Here is a 21,697-nt window from a genome sequence, read left to right on the forward strand (position 1 = left end):
ATGAATTTTAACCTCCCAACTTTTTGTCTATTTGTACTTCTACTGTTAAAAATCACCGTTGGCCACTCGCAGGATTATGAGTTTGCGGTAGAAGGATTCACAAAAGAGATGGTTGTAAACTCCAGCGAAGTGGGCTTCCCAAGTGGAATCACCTTTGACGAAAACAACCAGGCTTACATTTGGACCAAGGAAGGGAAGGTCTTTGTGATGACGCCAGACGGTGAAGTTCTCCCCGACCCCATTTTGGATCTCACAGAGGAAGTTGGCAGCAATGGCGATCACGGCTTGCTCGGACTGGCACTCGACCCAAATTTCACAGAAAACGGGCTGATCTATCTCGCCTACAAGGTTGAAAGAAATTATCTGCTTTATTACGGCACTCCCGACTACGATCCGGAAAACACAATTTACGATGCAGCTTCAATTGGAAGGGTCACTCGCTACCAGGCAAATGTGGAAGACAACTTCCAATCGGTGGACCTCAGTTCGCGGTTCATTCTATTAGGCGACTCGATTCACAACGGTGTTCCTCAGCTTCACACCTCGCATGGAATGGGCACGCTCGAGTTTGGTGATGACGGAACATTGCTCATCGGAACTGGTGACGGCTCCACTTACAGTTGGCCCTACACAGGAGAAGGACCGCCCTACAACGGTGCCTTTGTAGAAAGTGCCCTGGAAGACGGCATTATTCCTCCTGAGCAGGAACGCGGCTCCTACCGCGCTCAGATGGTGCAGAGCTACAACGGAAAGATTCTCAGAATTGATCCCGAAACAGGCATGGGGCTTCCATCTAACCCCTACTACGATCCACAAAACCCACATTCCGCACAGAGCAAGGTTTGGAGCCTGGGTTTCCGAAACCCTTACCGTTTTCGCATTCTTTCGGGAACTGGTTCTACAAACCCCGCTGACGGAGATCCGGGAACTATCTACATCGGTGATGTGGGCTCCGGGAAAAGAGAAGAAATCAACATCGCCAACAGACCTGAAATGAACTTCGGATGGCCGCACTTTGAAGGAATATTACAGCACGAAACGTTTGTTTTTGCGCAGGCTCAAAACCTCTATGCGCCAAATCCACTTTACGGAACAGGCAGCTGTGAGCTAGAGTTTTTCCGTTTTGACGATTTGCTAAAGCAAGACCAACAAGGCAATGTAGTTTTTAGTCAGCCCTGCTCCCCGGATGACACCATTCCCTACCCTTACACCTTTGAGCACAGCACGCCAGCCATTACCTACACGAACAAATGGCAGAGCTCAAACACGCAGGGCTACATCCCGCAATACAATTCCGAAGGCGTTGCAGAGCCGCTTTCGATAGCCGATCCTGAAAGTGGAATTGAGTACGACAGCCTCGGTGGATACGCTGCCATTGGAGGCGATTTTTACAGTGGCGAGTCTTTTCCGCAAGACTATCACGAGCTTTTCTTTATAGCCGATTATGATGGCTGGATTAAAGCATTCGAAATTTCGGAAGATGGTGAGTTATTACTTATGCGAGATTTTCTCGATCAGGAAGGATTCGCAATCTATCATATCGAATACAACCCTCACGAGGACGCACTCTACATTTTGGAATTTCCTGGTCACATAAAAAAAATCTATTTCGGGCAAAGTGAAGATCCGGTAGCTGAAATTGAACCCAACACAACCTTTGGCAACAGCCCGCTTTCGGTAACGCTGGATGGCAGTGGATCTTATAGTCCGGTAGACAGCGAACTCACCTTCCAGTGGACAGTAGACGGTGAGGAATACACTGACGAAATTCTCGATCTTGAGCTGACCTCTGAAAGCAGCGACCCTGAAGAAATTGTGGCGAGCCTGGTGGTAAAAGACGAACTCGAACGGAAGGACAGCACCTCTGTGAGCATCTCGCTAAACAACTCACCTCCTGGAGTAGACATCGCTCCTTTCAACGAAGGTGAGTTCTATCCTCTAGATCACCCTTCTTCAATTCCACTCACGGCCTGGGTGAGCGACAGCGAAGAGAGCGAAAGCGACCTGAACCCTACCTGGACGGGAAACCTCCATCACAACACGCACTACCACATCGACATTACCCATGACCTTTTTTCAACGGTTTACAATCTGTCGACAGTCGGCTGCCATGGCCCAACCTACTACTATAGAATTCAAATCGATGTAGAAGATAACTACGGACTGGCAACTACCGAGGAATTGGAGATCCATCCTTACTGCGGGGAGGTGCCTACGCCAGCGTTCACAAACTTCGACTACTCTGTGGTGAACACGGGACCTCTACTCAGCTGGAATTCGACACACCCAGAAAACATCGATAAAGTGATTGTTCTTCGTGGGAAAAATCAATTTGACCTCTACCCTATCGACACGGTACAGGTAAATGGCGACATCAGCAAAAACACTTACCTCGATCACTATCCTCCAGGTCTCACAAACTACTACTCACTAAAAATCATGACAGAGGAAAACGTCTTTCGTTTTTCTAAAGTGAAGAAAGTTATTTCCAGCAATCGTTTCGAGGATTTTACGGTCTTCCCAAATCCGGCCGTGGATCAAGTGAGAGTTCTCAGCAAAGCTTACTCGGGACCGTTTAGAGTTCGACTGATTTCGAGCACTGGCCAACTTGTTTTGGACGAAGAGGGCACTTCTGAAAATAACATCGAGTTCGACCTTTCGGTAAGCGATTTTCAAGCTGGCATTTACTTCATCCAACTCGAAACAAACAGCTTTACTTCGTCCAAAAAATTGATGATCGGCCAGCGGGAAGAATGATTTTTCATTCAGTAGTTTATTAGCTTAGTTTTCTGTTGTTTGGTTACTACTGCAAAACCATCAAGGTGTTGCAAGCAGTGGCCTTCGTAGCTTCAGTTAAGAATGGGTTTCAGCTTGTCCTTTCCTCGAAAGAATAAGGACCTCCAATTAGTTTTCTTTAAAAGGCAATTAAAGAGATTAATTTTTTAAGAAACCTACCCTTTCAGAATCAATCCTATAAATCTTCTTCCTTATTTCGAGGGTAGAGTAAATACTAACCCTGTATGCACAGAAACAAAAAAGGCGGGCTCAAACGAGCCCGCCTTTTCAGATTTATAAGATCAGATCTAAAACTTATTCTTTGATCAATCTTTCTACGTATTGGTTTCCAGCGGCAGATACTTCTACGAAGTAAACACCTGAAGGAAGATCGCTCATATTGATTTCTACCTGAGTAGCTGCATCAATTCCAACAGTCTTCACAACTTTTCCAACCATGTCGAGTACTCTCACACCTTCAATTGTTTCAGAGGCAGTGAGTGTAACGTTTCCATTAGTTGGGTTTGGATAGAGGCTGTAGTCGATAGCATCATTTTCATCAATTCCAGTTTCTCTTGTAAATGAAATACAGAACTGACCAGTAGTGCCACCCCATCCATCAACCTGCATGAAGTAAGTAACACCCTCTTCTGTGGCAAAAGTTGTTCCTGCAAGGTAGTTCTGCGCACCGAAGTCAATGTCTTCATTACAAGCTACTTCAGTCAAGCTTCCACAAGACCCTTCGTAGATCGCAATTTGAGTGTCATCGTTGTGTGGTTCTGCAGTTCCTTCGCAGTCCATCGTTTCAATGAAGTAAGTTTCACCGTCACCTTCAAACGTGAACCAAACGTTACCTTCTAAAGACTCATCGTCAAAGCAAGAACCTGGCTCGTCATTTTCACCTACAGTTGCTCCAATGTTTGTAGAAACATCTGAGTAAGCTGATTGACCTGGCTCAAGTCCGAGAAGATCAGAAAGATCTGTAGCTCCGTCACACTCGTCATTTGGAAGTGGCTCAGTTGCCATAGTCACCTGAATCTGGAAGTTACCGGTTGTGCCATCCCATCCATCAACCTGGATGTAAACTACAGTTCCTGCAGTAAGACCTTCAAGGTTCATTGTAGAAAGATAGTTAGTCGAACTCACGTCATCTCCACAACCAATTTCTGTCAATTCACCATCGCAGTCACCTGTGTAAGCTGCAAGCTGAGTATCGTCATTATCCAGAACTTCGAGGTCGGTAGTTACACCGTAGTCTCCGTCTTCTGGAACTGTGAATTCGAACCAAACGTCTCCGTCTGCTCCGTCATCCGTCCAGCAGCTACCGATTACTGTTTCATCAAAGATTTCAGCATCGGTGTTGTCACCTTCGATAGTCGCGTCAAACTCGAGAGCAAATGCAGTACAAGGACCTCCGTTGTCGAATGGACAAACGCTTACGTCATCTACGTAGTAAGTACGTGAAGCCTCATCCGCTCCGTCACCACCAGCTGGGTAGTAATCAATTGCTGAAAGGTTCATGTCATCAGCGCTTTGGATTTGGTTTACGAAAGTTCCATCGATGTAGATGTTAACCACTTCCTGATCAACATCAGCAGTGAGACGAACTTCGAACCACTCACCTTGTGGGTAGTCACCAAATTCTTCAGTTACAGCACCGGCATCAGTTACGATTTCTCCGGTACCATCAGCGTTCATGTAGCACTCGAAAACGAAAACGTTACCTGGTGTAGCATTCCCCTGAAGGTTCCAGTAAGCTGAAGATCCAGTAGGCACGTACATCATTTTAGTTACTTCCCACATTCCAGTAGTAGCATCTCCCAAAAGAAGGAGTGCATCTGTAGCATCGCCAGTAACAATCACTGAGTTAGATCCAGAGTTGGCCTGAGCTGTAGAGATTTGTACATCCTCTGCAGTTCCGGCACCGCCACCACTCCAGGTAGCCCAGTTGTCACTGTTTTCTGCGAGGTAGTCACCATCAGCAAAGCTTTCGAAATCTTCGTCTTCAATAGCGCATTCGTTTGGTGGCTCAACAACAGTTGTGTTTGTAGTGGCCATGTCGTTGGCTGTGTCAACGTCTCCATCTACGGCAACCTGAGCAGTGAGCTCAACTTCACCGAGAACTGTAGGAACGTAGTTGAATTCAACAGTCGCTGTAGCTCCTGAAGCGATGTTGGCAGCAGTAGTTGCTACTTCAGTTCCGTCTTCAAGAAGGCTAACAATAACATCCTGCTCGTTGAGGTCTCCGAGGTTTTCGATCTCAGCAGAAACCACAGAAGCAATTCCAAGCTGAGTTTCAGCTGGTGCAGTCACGCTGTTTACAGCGATGTCTGTGTCTCCTACTGGCTCTGGGTAAGAACCTACGATAGAGATGTTTGGCCATCCTGTTGTTCCTTCAAAGAAATTCTGGAAATCAGTTGTTTCCAAAGCAGGAGGATCTTCCGTGTTGTATGTAAAAACATAACTGCGGCAAAGTTCATTGGGAACTGCATCCCACAGAAGCGCAGAAGGTGCAGTAGTAGGATCTCCGTCCCAGCTGACAGTTGTTAGAGACACGAAGAAAGGTCCGGTCACATCCAATCCTCCACCGCTGATACCTAAGTCAGTAGGGTAGAATCCAGAGTCATCCATTACTTGTGACAATGTTCCTGAAGTCCAAAGCTCTGAACCAACAGTGTGGCAGCCATCACCACCATCTACTGCTTCCCAGATTTTTACTACATATTCGAAAGTTCCAGGTGCACTATCAATACCGTTAAAAATAGATGCATCAGCAAGGTTCAAACGAATTGTGTCTACTGTGTAGGTGTATGGGGCTTCCAGGAAGCATCCCGGATCACCAGCATCACCAGACCCAGCAGGATCAAACATGACGGCCATACCCTGATCTGCTTGTCCCCAAATACCTACGGATCCAGCTGCAATTCCGCCCTGCATGTTAGTTATTTCACACGTTGTTTGTGCCTGAGTGTAACCACCAAAGGCAACTGCCATCAGTAGTGCTCCCATAACACTAAAAACTTTTCTTCCGGCATTACGCCAAGAGTATCTGTTTTTCATAATGATTAATTTAGGTTTACTAATAAATACTTTATCCTTAACACACTGTTAAGACTCCGCAACTTAATAAAAAGTTTTCTGGTTTTAAATCGGAATCATCCAATTTCGCAAGGACTATTTAATAACCGATTGTTAACATCTTTTACTACAAACAACTAGACTCTGCCGTCTGATTAAAGATTAGAGCGATCCACTTCTTTCACGCCACTAACCAAATTGTAATCCACCCCGAAGAACACAATTTTCAGAAGCCGTCATTTTACAACCCGTTTTATGCCAATTTCTCCTAAATCTATTATTTTACCTTTCGTAGAAACTTCATTCTAAAACAGATTTTGACATGACTGGAATACAAAAATCAAATTTGAACTATTCTCATTTACCTCCTGCTTTAGTATTGATGAGTCTTACAGTGGTCAGTGCTATTTTGATTCAGGTAAAAGCACCGCTTGCCATTTTGATCTTTCCACCTTCGATTGCTGCATTTATGATTTACCTATTCCCGGTAATTCCCGTTCGCCTGTTTGCTAAAAAGCGATTGTCGAGACGCATGCTCTGGCGCCCCATCATGTTTGCAATCTGCTTCCTGATTTTTTCATCAGTGCTCTTCTTCAGACAATACTTATTGCTGCCAGCCTGGATTGAGACTGCTGGATTGTTAGCTGGAGCAGGATTTTTCTTGTTCGAAACTCCCACAATCATTCGAAACTTCGATAAGTGGCAATTTAAAACCTACCTTTTTGTAGGCATAGCTTACCTCTCCATGTGGAGTTGGCTCTAAGCTCAGGCACTTCTACTCCTCCTGTCTCAAAACTTCCAGTGGCGGATTGTTGGTCACCTTACGGATGTTACTCAACCCGATGAGCATTGTGAAGAAAATGATCAAAAGCCAGGTGATCAGGAGCGGCACCACTGGCGGCAAGAAAGTAGTTTCAAAAACGTAAGCTGCCAATCCCCAGCCTACCGACAAGGCGATGAGCAACCCGGTGAAACCGGCCAGCATTCCGAGCATCAGATACTCCACTGAATTGATTCTGAAAATCTGTTTCCTGCTTGCACCGAGGGTTCGCAACAGCACACTTTCTTTCATTCGTTGAAGACGACTAATGAGCACAGATCCAATCAGTACGATCAATCCGGTGAGGATACTGAAAAACGCCATGAAACGAATCACAAAAGAAACTTTGGTGACCACGGCATCTACCGTTTCGAGGATCAACTCAAGGTCGATGATGGACACGTTGGGAAACTCCGAAACCACCGCTTGCTGGTAACGAGCCGATTCTTCCGGTGAGTCGAACCGTGTCATCAAAACATGAAACTTGGGCGCTTGCTCCAAAACACCTTCGGGAAACAAAACAAAGAAATTGGTTTGTACACGCTGCCAGTCGATGTTGCGAATGCTACCAACGTAGGTGTCGATAATCGCTCCCTGAACGTTGAAAGAAACCTTGTCGCCTATCTCGAGCTGCATGTCGCGGGCGCGTTCGTCTTCTATAGAAATGAAAATGGAGTCGCCAGGGTTTTCTACCCTTCCGCGGTATTCGCCATCTACAATTTTCTCCGATTCCGAAAGCGTGTCGCGGTAGGTCACACGATACTCTCTGCGCAACACCCAGTTTGGAATGGTAGAAGTGGTGTCTTCGCGGAGTTTGGCCACTGGCTGTCCTTTGAGCGAGTGAATTTTCATGGTGACAATCGGAACCATTTGCTTCACGGGCAATCCCTGGTCCTGGGTCAGCTCTCTCACTTCTTCCACCTGATCGTCCTGAATATCGAACAAAACCATGTTGGGACGACCTTCCGGAGCAGCGCTGAATTTCACTTTATCGAGCAACACGCTTTGTGTCATCAAAAGTGTGGTGATCAAAGCCGTTCCCAAACCGATGGTGACCACGAGAATTAGAGTCTGATTATTTGGCCTGAACAAGTTAGCCAGTCCCTGACGAAAAACGAAGGAGCTTTTTCGAGGGAAAAACCTCCTTACCAAAAACATGATAGCACGAGCGATGAGCACCAAAACTCCAAAGGCCACGAACAATCCGGCCGTGAAGATGGCAGCCCGGAACCAATTGTTGAGCTGCAAAAAGGCAAAGAGATAAATAAAAATGACGATGCCTCCGTAGACTAAATATTTTTCAGAACCTCCAACACCTTCTCCGGCAGACGTTCTCAAAGCTCTAAGTGGCGAGACTTTGCGAATAGCCAAAAGTGGAATGAGCGCAAACAAAACGGAAGTAATCAACCCGAGCATGATTCCCTGAAAAACCGAAGTCCAACTAATTGCGAGTTCCACTTCAAATGGTAGGAAGCCCTCAAAAAGAGAAGGTAAAAAGTACTGAACTACAATCCCCAGCCCTGCTCCTATTGTCCCGCCAACAAGTCCCATCACAGCCACCTGGATAAGGAAAATCTGCATACTCTGTCGGCCACTCGCTCCAAGGCAGCGCAAGATCGCCACGCTTTTCACTTTCTCTTTAATGTAAATATGCACCGAGCTGGCAACGCCAAGACAGCCGAGCAGGAGCGCGATGAAAGCCGTTAGGTTTAAAAACCCGGTGAGATCGGAATACGTATCGCCAACTTCTTCTTTCCTCTCTTCCACGTCATCGTAGCGCAGGTCCTTGTTGGCTTCAAGGCGCGGTTCGATTTCGTTTTTAAATCGTGTTGGATCAAAATTTTCCGGATACTTGAGATAGAGGATGTATTCGATGCGACTTCCTTTTTGCATCAGTCCGGAACCTTCGAGCGAAGAAAGTTCCACAAAAACCGGTGGTGCCACAGTGGACGCAATTCCCGACTGGCCAGGAACAGAGAGCACTTCTCCGTCAATTTCGTAAGTGTTTTTTCCGACTTTCACACTGTCACCCACTTCGGCATCGAACTGCAGCATAAGGGTTTGGTCAACGAGCGCAACGTTTTCTCCTCCGATCCTCTTCCCGTTTCTGGCAGGTGCTGTTTCGAGCGATCCGTAAAAAGGGAAACCATCCTCAACCGCTCTGATGTTGACGAGTCGCGTTCCTCCCGTGCCCGGAAAAAGTACCATGGAGGCGAAGTTCACCTCGCGCACCATCTCCATCTCGAGCGAGTCGAAAAAATTGTAAATATCCTGTGGAATCGGTTGTCTGCTTTCTACCTCGAGATCGGCTCCGAGTAGTTCTTTTGCCTCTCCATTAATTTGCCCCTTGAGGTTTTCGCCAAAGCTGTTGATCGACACCAGAGCTGCAATTCCGAGCACAATGCTGCTCATGAAAAGTAAAAGCCTGCCGCGATTTTTTCGACCATCGCGCAAAGCCATTTTCCAGGTCCAACTCCAGTTGTTTTGCTGCTTTTCTCTCATCATCAGTCTACCTTCGCGCTTTCGGTCTTCTCCAAACGGCCGCCTTTCATGCGGAAAATTTTGTCTGTTCTGCGAGCAAGCTCAAGGTCGTGTGTCACCAAAACTAGCGTAGTCCCCAACTCCTTATTCAAGTCAAAAATGAGTTGCTCAATTTTTTCACCGGTTTCTTCGTCCAGATTTCCGGTTGGCTCATCGGCAAAAAGAATTTTGGGATTGTTCGAAAATGCCCGGGCAATAGAAACTCTCTGCTGCTCTCCGCCAGATAGCTGAGATGGATAGTGACTAAGTCGATCGCCAAGTCCGACTTTCTCGAGAAGTTCCCTAGCCTTCTTGTCTGCGTTTTTCTCTCCCTGAAGCTCAACGGGTATCATTACATTTTCGAAAGCTGTGAGTGTTGGAAGCAAATTGAAGTTTTGAAAAATGAAGCCGACATTTCTGTTGCGCACTGCTGCGCGCTCATCTTCATTGAGGTTTTCCAGTGACTCACCACTCAGTGAAACGCTGCCCGAAGAGGCTCCATCGAGACCGGCACAAAGTCCCAGCAGGGTGGTTTTTCCGCTCCCTGATGGCCCCACAATGGCACAACTTGATCCAGCTTCTATCTCGAAGCTTACATCATCCAAAACCTTGAGGTCTTTAGATCCGCTTTGGTAAACTTTCGTGAGGTTCTTTACGCTTAAAATTGATTCATTCATTCCACTGCCAATTGAGAATTTCCCCAGTTGAAACCCCGAAACAGATGTAATGTTTCAGCGTCATTTTTACTACTTTTCGAGCCGATGAAATTAAGATACTTTTTTTACGCGGCAATCCTGACACTACTCACTGTCAGTCAATCTTGTAACTCCAGCGAGAAGCAAAACACCAAAACCACTCAGCCCCAAAGCGAAAGCACTGACGAGCAAACTTCCGAAAAAGGAAAAACCATCTTGTTCTTCGGAAACAGTCTCACAGCCGGATACGGTGTAGAAGAAGGCGAAGGTTTTGCAGAAATTATTGGCAAAAAACTCGACTCTTTGGGTTATGACTACCGCGTGATTAACGCAGGCATTTCCGGGGAAACTACATCGAGTGGTTTGCGCAGAGTCGACTGGGTGATGAGCAAGCAGGAGGTAGATGTTTTTGTACTCGAGCTCGGAGCCAACGATGGCCTAAGAGGAATCCCAACTTCTGTCACCAGATCAAACCTTTACGAAATCATAGACAAGGTTCGAGAGGCGCAGCCAGACGTCAAAATTGTACTTGCTGGCATGATGGTGCCACCAAACATGGGACAGAGTTACAGCGATGACTTCCAGAGCATTTTCCCAGATGTTGCCGATACAGCCAATGTTGAACTCATTCCATTTCTACTCAAAGATGTAGGAGGTATAGACTCGCTCAATCAAGACGATGGCATCCACCCCAACCCCAAAGGACATCGCATTTTGGCAAAAAACACATGGGATGTTTTAAAGGATGTTATTGAAAAGGAAAAATCTGCCGAGTAGTTTACGACTCCTTACTCTTCCTGCGATTTCAATTCTGACAACCATTCTAATTCACGGCTTGACTTTTTTTAGTCTGTAAATTGCTATCTTTGTGGAACTAACAAATAGTCTTATCTCTAACGTTTTTAAACCCTTAATCACATGAATGCACTTTACTCTCGGATGAGTGTGATGATTTTTTCGCTTGTCCTATTTTTCAGCATTTCCACCCCAAACAAATCCCAGGCACAAGAGCCTTCTGTCGCCAAAATCTGGAACGAAACTCTTTTAGAGTCGATCAGAAACGATTTTGCCAGACCAACAGTTCATGCCCGAAACCTTTGGCACACCTCTGTTGTGATGTACGATGCCTGGGCAGTTTATGAACCAGATCATCAACCTTATTTTCTGGGAAATACTATTGGAGGATTTGAAGTTCCTTTCGAAGGCGTGGCACAACCCGAAGATATAGAAGAAGCTCAGCGCGAAGCTATTAGCTACGCCATGTACCGCTTGTTGTTGCATCGTTTTCAAAATGCTCCAAATCCTATCGTTATCCAAAACATGGTAAATGATGTGATGATCAATGAAGTAGGATTCGACCCAGGCATCAATGGAACAGACTACGTAAATGGTGGCCCCGCAGAACTCGGGAATTACATCGCAGAGCAAATGATTGCTTTTGGTCTGCAAGATGGTGCTAACGAGGCAGGTGGGTATTCCAATGAATACTACGAGCCGGTTAACGATCCACTCATCATGGATGAACCAGGCAATCCAGACATTACAGACCCCAATCGTTGGCAGCAACTCACTCTTGAGCTAGCCATCGACCAGAGCGGAAACCCCGTAGAAAGCACGCCACCATTTCTCAGTCCCGAATGGGGAAATGTGGTTCCTTTTGCCATGGATGAAGAAGACCTCACCGTTTACGAAAGAGACGGTAATGAATACAAAGTTTTTCACGATCCGGGAGCTCCTCCTTACCTGGATACTGACAATCATTCTGGGATCGAATCGCCATACAAGTGGGGATTTGCATTAGTAGCCGTTTGGGCTTCTCACCTCGACCCTACAGATGGAGTGATGTGGGACATCTCTCCGGCCAGCATCGGTGGAATAAACATTGATTCGATTCCTACTGATTTTGCCAACTATCCTGATTTCTACGACCTACTCGAAGGTGGAGAAGGAAGCGAAGGATGGGATTTGAACCCTAAAACCGGTGAGCCATACGATCCACAAGTAGTTCCCAGAGGTGACTACGCCAGAGTACTCGCTGAATTTTGGGCAGATGGTCCAGACTCAGAAACTCCTCCGGGACACTGGTTTACCATCTTGAACTACGTCAACGAGCAACCGGAACTCGAAAAGAAATGGATGGGCGAAGGTGAAACACTTTCGGACCTTGAATGGGATATTAAATCTTACTTTACTCTGGGAGGTGCCGTGCACGATGTGGCAATTTCTTCCTGGGGAGTTAAAGGATGGTACGACTACATTCGTCCCGTATCTGCAATTCGCTACATGGCCGATCAGGGTCAGTGCACAAACATGGCACTCGATAGCTATCACCCTCAGGGAATTCCTTTGATTGATGGAAAAATTGAAGTGGTAGAGGCTGGCGATCCACTTGCAGGAGATATGGACGAAAATGTGGGAAAAATCAAACTCTACTCCTGGAAAGGCCCGGACTACATTGAAGATCCGGAAGTTGATGAAGCAGGAGTGGGTTGGATTTTGGCAGAAAACTGGTGGCCTTACCAACGACCAACCTTTGTGACGCCTCCTTTTGCGGGTTACGTATCGGGGCACTCAACCTATTCGAGAGCAAGTGCTGAGGTTTTGACTTTCATTACCGGAGACCCGTTCTTCCCAGGTGGAATGGGAGAGTTTGAAGCTCCCCAAAACGAATTCCTCGTGTTTGAAGAAGGCCCGAGTATGGATATCACCCTTCAGTGGGCCACTTACAGAGACGCCTCTGACCAATGTAGCCTTTCAAGAATCTGGGGTGGAATTCACCCACCTGCAGACGATCTGAATGGAAGAAGAATGGGTGAAACTATTGGCCTTGAATCATCAAACTACGCAAACATGATTTTCAACAATCAGATTCCGCGTGTAGATGAAGTGGTGCTTACCACAGACTCTATCTCTGATGAGGACAGCACAAGTCCGTTTGTTATCGACCTTGTTTACAGCGAAGAAATGGACACTAGCGTGGATCCCTCTTTCAGCTTTCCGGCTGACGACCCAACAGAGAACTCACTCACTTTTGTGAGTGGAACCTGGACTGATAACACGACCTACTCCCTGGAATTTGACGTGAGTGACACATTTGAGGAGTTGATGGACATAACGCTTCAGGTGAACGGAGCGCAAAACCTCGAAGGGGAAAACCAGGAGCCGCTGGTGATGACAAATGCCTTTTATCTCGACACGAGAAATCCGATGGTGCAATCGCTTAGCACATCGCAGGAAGTAATAACCGATGCCGACCTGGGAACGGCCAACTTTACAATTTCTGTTTCATTTGATGAAGAAATGGACCCCGGGGTGCTACCCGAATTTGTGTTTGTGAATGGCGCTGCAAATGGAACTTTTGTTCTAAACGAAACGGAAAGTGAGTGGCTGGATGAATTCACTTTCTCTGCTGTTTTCGACATTGAAGATGAAAACGTAGAAGCTGAAAATGCCTCCATCCAGTCGATTAGTGGTATTGACCACTTCGGTAACGAACAGATTTTCTTCGAAGAGTCGAACGTGTTGACCATCGATACGAAAAATCCAGATGTGGAATTCCTTTCTTCGAACACTTACACCATTCTTCAGGAAAATGTGGGAGACTCAAACTTCTCAATCCAGGCGGTGTTTAGCGAAGAAATGGATACAAGCACAGATGCAACTATCGGCTTCCCGCAAGAAGATCCGACAAGCGTGATTTCTCTGAATACAGATGAAACCGGATGGCTCAATGCATTTACATTTGTAGCACGCTACAATGTGGCCAGCTCCCTTGCGGTTATCGAAGATATAGATGTAAACATCACTGGAGTTCAAGATCTCTTGGGTAATCCGGAGAATGAAATCCAAATCCCCGATTACTTTACTATCAACATGGACACGACCTCATCAGTGGGTGAGTTCGATTCGCCACTGGCTCAGGTGAAGATCTACCCTAACCCTTCTGCTACCGGCAACCCAATCGTTGTTGAACTCCCTGGCGGATTCAATACAGAAACCGATTTGGTGCTTTACACACCACAGGGCAAAACGGTTTACAGCAAAGAGTTTAGAAACCAAAGCGGTGACCTTTTGATAGAAACCGAAGGACTTTCAGCAGGACTTTACTTCTTGCAGTTGAGAACCAAAAACAACAAGAAAACTTTTAAAGTTCAGATAACGAATTAGAAGAGGTTCCCTAAATCACTCAACCGGCCGGGCAACAGATTGAAAAGATCACCCGGCCGGTTTTTTTGTTACATTTCTCCCATGAAATTACCGTATTCACTCATAGCCGTTTTTGACGAACCGAAAGAAGAAATCCTGGGGAATATCTCAGCTGTTTTCCTGCTGGACAAACCACTTGAAGAAGAAACATTTCAAAAAATTGCTGCCGACCTCAACCAGCCGGCAACGACCTTTTTGTGGCCGGCAGAAGAAGAAGGCCATTTTCATGTAAGATGGTTTGCTCCCGATGCGGAAATTGGCTTGTGCGGGCATGGCACTCATGCAGCAACGGCATTTCTTACGCAGCCTAACTCACTAAACACTGTAGTGCTTCATTACAAAAATGGAATGCTCAAGGGCCAACTCGATGCCAGCGGCAGCTGCTCTATTTGGATCGAGCCTATTCCGATCATGGAAGAGCTGGAAGTCACTGATCACCTGCAGGATGCGCTGGGAGTGAACATCGCCAGCCACTACTCCACCAACAACAAGCACATTGTGGTAATCGGATCGGAAGATGAACTCGCCACTATGAATCCGAATTTCGCCAAGTTGAGAGAAAGCGAAATTTTTGGATACGCGGTGACTGCTCCCGGCAACGAAGTGGATTTTGTGAGTAGAACCATCGTTCCTCACGTGCGCCAATTGGAAGATCACGCCACGGGATCGTCCCACGCTGCGCTCACTCCATTTTGGTCAGAGAGACTCGAAAAGATCGAAATGCATTCCTTGCAATTAAGCCCGAGAAAAGGAAAGTTCACATGTGCTCTGGACGAGTCAATGGTGAAGCTCACAGGTAACTTCACCACCGTAGCTCACGGAGAATATTTGCTTCAGGATTAATTCAGTCGAAACTTCTTAGGATCTGGTCTTACGTCACGAGTGCCGAGCACCAAAAACTCGATGATAAAGGCGAGAATCACCATCAGAGTGATTTCGAAAGTGTTCATCAAACTGACACTGGCGAACTTGTGCTCTGAGCCGGTGGTAAGATCTTTTCCGATGTTGATCTGAATGCTGCTCAGCCTGGTCAGCTCGTTCTTTGTGAGGTAAAAAGTGGTTTCAAGTGCCAGGAGGTCTTGATGGACATCGCCACCATTCCTGATTTTTTCAATTAGTCTGTGCTCTTCCAAATTGTAAGCCTCGTAAGAATCTTCAAAGCGATGAAGTGAAGCACTCTCTTCGGCCACCAGGTAAGTAGATTCAAAGTTTTCTACTAGGGTGTCGATGGCACTGTTGTGAAGTGCAAGCTGCTGCTCTACCTCATCAACATGGCCCACTGGATTGTCTGCCAAATGCTCGAGAGCCAATCTTTTTTCGTAAAGCTTATCAGTGAGGTGAAAGATGTAAGTCGAAGGCAGCAATCGGTCTTCATAAATTGAAGAGAAGTTCTTGTTTAGGTCGGTCATGCTATTTTTCTCCCACACATTGCTGAGAATAATAACTCCAAAAACTGCAACGAGAAGCATCGCTGATTTTACTCGTTGTCTAAAACCCATTGTCCAAAACATCATTTCGTAAGATTGTTAATTTACTTTTTTAGAAAACTGAGAGTGGTCGTAAAAACCCAAGTTTTTTTACTATTCTTCAGAGTGCAAAGTTATTCTTCTTTCTGTCGCTAAGCATGACAATGATCAGCAACGGGAATGTTTTCTGAAGTTCTAAATCTGCTCTATTCCACAACCAATTTTGTGCTTCATATATTGCATTCTGAAACTCTTGTAAAATACGATTTTCATGTCAAAAGATTCGACATTTGCTCAGAAGGTTATCGCTTTCAATGAATCTCTATCGCTCGATACCAGGCTCCCCAAAGACGTTGGAGTGATGAATCCCTTTCGAGAAAATGAATTTGCCACACCCATCTCTGAGGAGTTCTACAAGAAATATTATTCTGATAACAACAAACGCACATACATCATTGGCATTAACCCCGGCCGCTTTGGAGCCGGAGTCACCGGAGTTCCCTTCACCGACACCAAAAGAATGGAAAGTGAATGCGGAATCGAAGTGGAAGCCATGAGCACACACGAACCTTCTTCGGTTTTCGTTTACGAGTTCATCAATGCCTACGGTGGGCCGGAGGCTTTCTATCGCGATTTCTATATCAACTCAGTGAGTCCACTGGGATTTTTGAAACACAAGGAAAACGGGAAATCTGTCAACTATAACTACTACGACAGCAAGGAACTGGAAAAAGCTGTTGAGCCTTTTGTAAAAGAGAAGATGGAAGAGCAGATTGATTTTGGTTTACACCGAAAAGTAGCCTTAGCGCTGGGCAGCGGCAAGAATTACAAATACCTGAAAAAGCTCAATGAGGAAGAGCAATATTTTGAAGAGATCATTCCTTTGGAGCATCCCCGATATGTGATGCAGTACAAGTCGAAAAACAAGGACGAGTACATCGCGAAATTTGTAGAAAAACTTCGACTTGCCGACCGTCTAAACAATGAAGGCTAATCTTACCGGAGCTCTTTTATTTCAGGAAAAACCAGAACAAATGCACCTCAACTCCATTGAGTTTTTATTCGAAATATCGCTTACATTTGGCATCCGCTGAGTAATCGCTTGAAGTGAAAGAAAAGCTCTTCGATTTTTAGAACCCGTGATAAAGGACAGAGCGCATGATGAATTTTTACTACCGTGAAGGTGACAACATAAAAACGAGCAAGAATCTCGAAGTCCTGCGCAAGACGGACAAGCAAACCATTTTATGGGTCGATTTACTGAGAGCTTCACGCGAAGAAAAAGACTGTGTGGAAGACAAACTCGGCATCGAACTTTTCACCCGCCAGGAAAGTGAGGAAATTGAGAGTAGCTCGAAGTACTCAGAAGATCAAAACGAAGTAGGGATCAACATGAACTTCCTCACCAAGCAAGACAATGAGTACATCATTGATCCCGTGTCTTTCATCTTAAAAGGACAGAGCGTGGTGACTCAGAGAAATGCGGAATTCAAGACTTTTACCGATGCGCTAAAAAAGACTTACGCACTGAAAGCCAAACGCGGATCGGATGTGCTGCTCAACCTCATCGAAACTCGCATCGACTACGATGCCGACCTCATCGAGATCATCACCGAGCGAATTACAAAGATCTCACAGCGCATGGTGAAAGACTACGAGCTCGAAAGAGACCAGCTTCTGCGCATCACTGCTCTGCAGGAGACTACCATTTTGATTCGGGAAAACATCATTGAAAAGCAACGAATTTTGTCGTCTATTCTCAAGAGCGATTACTTCCCGCAGGATAACTACGAGAAGATCAGAATTATGATCAAGGACGTGGGTTCACTGTTAGATCACGCGTCTTTCAACTTCGAACGGCTGGAGTTTTTACAAAACACATTTCTCGGGTTGGTCGATATGGAGCAGAACCGGGTGATAAAGATTTTCACTGTTGTGACGGTGATTTTCATGCCGCCCACACTCATTGCCAGCATGTACGGGATGAACTTCGAGTTTATGCCCGAGCTAGATGAAAGGTACGGCTATCCGATGGCTATCGGGATGATGCTCGTTTCTTCTGCTCTCACTCTCTTATTCTTCAAACGCAAAAAATGGCTGTAGCTAGCTCATGACAATTTTAGAAGCAATCATCCTTGGGATCATCCAGGGACTTACCGAATTTTTACCAGTATCCAGCAGCGGCCACCTCGAGCTTGGCGCTGCACTCCTCAACGCCTACGAAAGCGAGCCGCTCTTATTCACCGTTGCGGTGCACGCTGCCACAGCGCTGAGCACGATCGTTGTCTTTAGAAAAGACCTCGCCAACATCATTCGCGATTTGCTGAAATTCCGCTGGAACGACTCGTGGGATTTTGTCACCAAAATTGCTGTCTCCTTGATTCCCATCGCCATTGTAGGGGTTTTCTTCGAAGAAGAGGTCGAGACATTTTTTGGCGGTCGAACACTACTTGTGGGCTGCATGCTCCTGATCACAGCCCTGCTTTTGTCCTTCACCTATTTTGTGAGAGACGTGAAAGGCGGACCAGTGACCTACGGAAAGGCCGTAGTAATCGGAATTGCGCAAACACTGGCAATTATGCCAGGAATCAGTCGCTCGGGATCTACAATTGCCACTGCCCTACTCATGAAAGTCGATAAAGAAAAAGCCACCCGATTTTCATTCCTGATGGTACTCATTCCGATTTTGGGAGCGAGCGCACTGAAACTGAAGGATTACATCGAAGCACCTGCCGGTGAATTCGACAACATTGCCGGCATGCCGCTGCTGGTTGGGTTTCTCGCAGCTTTTGTAGCAGGACTTGCCGCCTGCCAGTGGATGATCAAAATCGTGAAGCGCGGAAAGCTGATCTGGTTTGCCGTGTATTGCGCCATCGTGGGAACAGTAGCGATTTTGGTTTCGCTTTTTGGATAGAAATAAAAAAGCGGAGCTCAAATTGATTTCATTGAACTCCGCCTTTTTAATGTTAATTCGTGTTTTACTGAACGACCCTGTGGCTGCATCAGAAAGTCTGAGACAAGCCTGCCTGCCGGCAGGCAGGCGTAACGCAGCTATCGGGCTTTCTGAATAGACACCATTTCACTTCGTTTCTTCCAACACCTTCAAACGAGCCATGAGATCCTCTTCCGAAAGTGCGTGATTCTTCAGCTCATTTTTGAAGTAAGATTCGTAAGCTCCCAAATCAAAGTGACCGTGGCCGCACATGTTCATCAGGATCACCCTGTTGTCACCGGCTTGCTTTGCTTTTTCACCTTCCTGAATGGCAGCGGCAATTCCGTGAGTGGCTTCGGGAGCGGGAATGATTCCCTCGGTTCTGGCGAAAAGCACACCAGCACCAAAGCACTCCAACTGATCGAGTGCCTGAGCTTCAATCAACTCGTCCTTGAGCAACTGACTCACCAACACTCCGGCCCCGTGGTAGCGCAATCCGCCAGCGTGAATTTTGGCTGGCACAAAATCATGGCCCAGCGTGTACATCGGTAAGAGCGGAGTCATCCCAATGGTGTCGCCAAAGTCATACTGGAATTTACCTTTGGTCAATTTAGGACAGCTCGATGGCTCCACAGCCAGGCAGCGGATCGACTTTCCTTCGGTCATGTTTTGTTTCAAAAACGGAAAAGCGAGCCCGGCAAAGTTGCTTCCTCCGCCAAACGGAGCAATCACCACATTGGGTTCATCGCCAGCCATTTCCATTTGTTTGACGGCTTCCTGGCCGATGATGGTTTGGTGAAGCAGCACGTGGTTGAGCACCGAACCGAGAGCGTACTTCGTGCCTTCATCGCCAGCCGCAACTTCTATGGCTTCGCTAATGGCTATGCCCAGGCTGCCCGGTGAGTCAGGATCTTGAGCAAGGATCTTTTTCCCAGCTTCTGTTCGGTTGCTCGGTGAAGGGTAAACATTGGCCCCGTAGGTGTGCATCATCATCGCGCGATAGGGCTTTTGATCGTAGCTCAGCCTCACCATGTAAACCTCCAGGTCGATGCCGAATTTCTGGCAGGCAAAGCTCAGAGCCGAGCCCCACTGCCCTGCTCCGGTTTCGGTGGTGATGCGTTTCACTCCCTCTTTGGCGTTGTAGTAGGCCTGGGCAATTGCCGTGTTGGGTTTGTGCGACCCACTCGGACTCCCACCTTCGTACTTGTAGTAGATTTTGGCGGGCGTCCCCAGTGCCTTCTCGAGCGCTCTGGCACGAACCAGTGGAGCCGGCCTGTAGAGCTTGTAGATGTCTCTCACCTCTTCGGGAATTTCGATAAAACGCTCGGTGCTCACCTCCTGCTCGATCAGGCCTTTGGGAAAAAGCGGTTCGAGAGCCGAAGGATCCATTGGCTCGCGTGTTTGTGGGTTTAGCGGAGGCATTGGCTTGTTGGGCATATCCGCAGCGATGTTGTAGTAATGTGTTGGCATTTCCTCCTCCGGGAGGATAAACTTTGTTCTTTCTGACATTTTAAATGGTTTTTGTGAATTGAAAAATTGGACATGAAAAAAGGCGAGCTACACCGTGTAACTCGCCTTTCCGATTATTTGAAAACTATCTTTCTTCTCTAGGAATACGCACAATTAGGTGTAACTCTCATCTGGGAAAGTTGCCACCACCAAAAATTAAATTGTACCTGTGCGTTTTGCATGAGTCAAATTTGGGAAAAAAATTGATAGGGTTGAGATCAAGCATTAAAATACTTTTGATTCTGAGTCCTTCACCCTGTCTTAATACTGATTTTAGAAAAAAAGTACGGAAGAAATTTGCAATTCTCGCTTCTTTCATCGTAATATTGCAATGTATTAAATAGAAAGAAAAATGGGAGTCACCCGAACTGACCTTTTTACAGCAGAACAAAACAAAATTGCGGACCTGGCAAAAGCGTGTGCGCATCCGGCCAGAGTGGCTATTTTGCAATATCTGCTAAAAGCCAACCAGTGCATCAACAGCCATTTGGTTGAAGAGCTCGGACTGGCACAAGCTACCATCTCGCAGCACTTGCGCGCATTGAAAGATGCGGGATTGATTCAGGGAACTGTGGAAGGTACTTCCGTTTGTTACTGCATCAACCCGGAAAACTGGGAAAGCGCCAGAAAAACGCTCAACCAACTTTTTGACATGAGCGGACCCGACCAGGTGTGCTGCTAAAAAAATTTAACAGAATCCATCGCTTTATTGCGATATAATCATAAATCAAAACACACAACCATGGAAACATCAGAAAATCTCAAGGAGGTAGTCAGAAAGAAATACACAGAAATCGCTCTTCAAGACAAAGAAACCAACCAGTCATCCTGTTGTGGAGCTGGCGGCTGCTCTACTGAAGTGTACAACATCATGACAGACGACTACAGCACGTTAGAAGGCTACAGCGAAGAGGGCGACCTCGGCCTCGGTTGCGGCTTACCCACACAGTTTGCCAAAATCAAAAAAGGCGATTACGTGATTGACCTCGGCTCGGGAGCGGGCAACGACTGCTTTGTAGCTCGTCACGAAACCGGTCCAGAGGGAAAGGTCCTCGGAATCGATTTCACCGAAAAGATGATTGAAAAGGCGAGAATAAATGCCGACAAACTCGGATACAACAATGTGGAATTTCGCCAGGGCGACATTGAAGAAATGCCAGTTGCAGAAAATTCAGCAGATGTGATCGTGAGCAACTGCGTACTCAATCTGGTTCCAAACAAGAAGCAGGTTTTTAAAGAAATGTACCGCGTGCTAAAAACCGGAGGTCATTTTAGCATCTCTGACATCGTGCTGGTTGGCGAGTTGCCGGAAAAACTGCACACCGATGCAGAAATGTATGCCGGTTGTGTTTCAGGCGCAATCCAAAAAGATGAATACCTGCAATTCATCCACGATGCCGGATTCAAAAACGTTACCATCCAAAAGGAAAAGGCCATCGACATCCCGAACGACATCCTTTCGAAATACTTAAACGAACCGGAGATTAAAGACTTTAAATCTGGAAAAACAGGAGTTTTCAGTATCACTGTTAATGCAGAGAAGCAAGAAGCGTGCTGCGAACCGGGTAATGGTTGCTGTTAAATAAAACGAGATGCATATCCACAAGTTTTCCCTAACTAAATTTCAATAATACTGTCATCCCTCTCCTCCCCCTTGTCTCGACTCCGCTCGACAACCGGCAATCGCGCGTTGGCC

Annotated in this window: 15 protein-coding genes; 10 read left to right on the plus strand and 5 right to left on the minus strand. The window is 46.4% G+C overall.

All coding sequences use genetic code 11. The features are described 5' to 3' along the window. Positions 1–2,757 (plus strand): PQQ-dependent sugar dehydrogenase, encoded by a 2,757-nt coding sequence (locus ABHV44_RS05010; protein ID WP_459073561.1) that lies wholly within the window; start codon positions 1–3, stop codon positions 2,755–2,757. A 333-nt stretch (positions 2,758–3,090) separates the two neighbouring features. On the opposite strand, the gene ABHV44_RS05015 is transcribed toward ABHV44_RS05010, so the two are convergent. After that, the gene (locus ABHV44_RS05015) at positions 3,091–5,835 is read right to left on the minus strand and encodes a T9SS type A sorting domain-containing protein (RefSeq protein WP_459073562.1); all 2,745 of its coding nucleotides are present in this window, start codon (positions 5,833–5,835) and stop codon (positions 3,091–3,093) included. A 340-nt stretch (positions 5,836–6,175) separates the two neighbouring features. On the opposite strand from ABHV44_RS05015, the gene ABHV44_RS05020 reads away from it, so the two are divergent. Continuing rightward, positions 6,176–6,616, plus strand: coding sequence for a hypothetical protein (locus ABHV44_RS05020; RefSeq protein WP_459073563.1), 441 nt, complete (start codon positions 6,176–6,178; stop codon positions 6,614–6,616). Positions 6,617–6,628: 12 nt separating this feature from the next. Here ABHV44_RS05020 and ABHV44_RS05025 read toward each other — a convergent pair whose 3' ends face one another. Then, a complete protein-coding gene (locus ABHV44_RS05025; protein ID WP_459073564.1) occupies positions 6,629–9,178 on the minus strand; it encodes an ABC transporter permease in 2,550 nt (849 codons plus the stop codon). After that, a complete protein-coding gene (locus tag ABHV44_RS05030) occupies positions 9,178–9,870 on the minus strand; it encodes an ABC transporter ATP-binding protein (RefSeq protein WP_459073565.1) in 693 nt (230 codons plus the stop codon). Before ABHV44_RS05030 ends, ABHV44_RS05025 begins: the two co-directional genes overlap by 1 nt. A gap of 84 nt (positions 9,871–9,954) precedes the next feature. Here ABHV44_RS05030 and ABHV44_RS05035 point away from each other — a divergent pair, with 84 nt between their 5' ends. The 3 genes from ABHV44_RS05035 (at position 9,955) to ABHV44_RS05045 (ending at position 14,937) form a co-directional block, all read left to right on the plus strand. Further along, on the plus strand, positions 9,955–10,665 hold the full coding sequence (locus ABHV44_RS05035; protein ID WP_459073566.1) for an arylesterase: 711 nt from the start codon (positions 9,955–9,957) through the stop codon (positions 10,663–10,665). Positions 10,666–10,806: 141 nt separating this feature from the next. Continuing rightward, positions 10,807–14,055, plus strand: a complete 3,249-nt coding sequence (locus tag ABHV44_RS05040) for a T9SS type A sorting domain-containing protein (protein ID WP_459073567.1) — start codon at positions 10,807–10,809, stop codon at positions 14,053–14,055. An 81-nt stretch (positions 14,056–14,136) separates the two neighbouring features. After that, a complete protein-coding gene (locus ABHV44_RS05045; protein ID WP_459073568.1) occupies positions 14,137–14,937 on the plus strand; it encodes a PhzF family phenazine biosynthesis protein in 801 nt (266 codons plus the stop codon). On the opposite strand, the gene ABHV44_RS05050 is transcribed toward ABHV44_RS05045, so the two are convergent. Then, a complete protein-coding gene (locus tag ABHV44_RS05050; RefSeq protein ID WP_459073569.1) occupies positions 14,934–15,608 on the minus strand; it encodes an MCP four helix bundle domain-containing protein in 675 nt (224 codons plus the stop codon). The two genes, ABHV44_RS05045 and ABHV44_RS05050, sit on opposite strands and share 4 nt — an antisense overlap. Before the next feature lie 223 nt (positions 15,609–15,831). Here ABHV44_RS05050 and ABHV44_RS05055 point away from each other — a divergent pair, with 223 nt between their 5' ends. The 3 genes from ABHV44_RS05055 (at position 15,832) to ABHV44_RS05065 (ending at position 18,474) form a co-directional block, all read left to right on the plus strand. Beyond that, entirely contained in the window at positions 15,832–16,554 is a 723-nt protein-coding gene (locus tag ABHV44_RS05055; protein ID WP_459073570.1) for a uracil-DNA glycosylase family protein, read from the plus strand. Positions 16,555–16,718: 164 nt separating this feature from the next. After that, positions 16,719–17,663: a magnesium/cobalt transporter CorA gene (corA, locus tag ABHV44_RS05060; protein WP_459073571.1), complete on the plus strand. Its 945-nt coding sequence runs from the start codon at positions 16,719–16,721 to the stop codon at positions 17,661–17,663. A 7-nt stretch (positions 17,664–17,670) separates the two neighbouring features. Continuing rightward, positions 17,671–18,474 (plus strand): undecaprenyl-diphosphate phosphatase, encoded by an 804-nt coding sequence (locus ABHV44_RS05065; protein WP_459073572.1) that lies wholly within the window; start codon positions 17,671–17,673, stop codon positions 18,472–18,474. 165 nt (positions 18,475–18,639) lie between these two features. Here the strand turns inward: ABHV44_RS05065 and ABHV44_RS05070 are convergent, their stop codons facing one another. Continuing rightward, positions 18,640–20,001 carry a TrpB-like pyridoxal phosphate-dependent enzyme gene (locus tag ABHV44_RS05070; protein ID WP_459073573.1) on the minus strand — a complete coding sequence of 454 codons (1,362 nt, stop codon included), beginning with the start codon at positions 19,999–20,001 and terminating at the stop codon, positions 18,640–18,642. A 352-nt stretch (positions 20,002–20,353) separates the two neighbouring features. Here ABHV44_RS05070 and ABHV44_RS05075 point away from each other — a divergent pair, with 352 nt between their 5' ends. Further along, a complete protein-coding gene (locus tag ABHV44_RS05075) occupies positions 20,354–20,683 on the plus strand; it encodes an ArsR/SmtB family transcription factor (RefSeq protein ID WP_459073574.1) in 330 nt (109 codons plus the stop codon). A gap of 60 nt (positions 20,684–20,743) precedes the next feature. Continuing rightward, positions 20,744–21,583 (plus strand): arsenite methyltransferase, encoded by an 840-nt coding sequence (locus ABHV44_RS05080; RefSeq protein WP_459073575.1) that lies wholly within the window; start codon positions 20,744–20,746, stop codon positions 21,581–21,583. Positions 21,584–21,697: the final 114 nt, after the last annotated feature.

Origin of the sequence: Halocola ammonii (assembly GCF_049334165.1) — a bacterium.
GTDB lineage: Bacteria > Bacteroidota > Bacteroidia > Flavobacteriales_D > Sanyastnellaceae > JBEGHD01.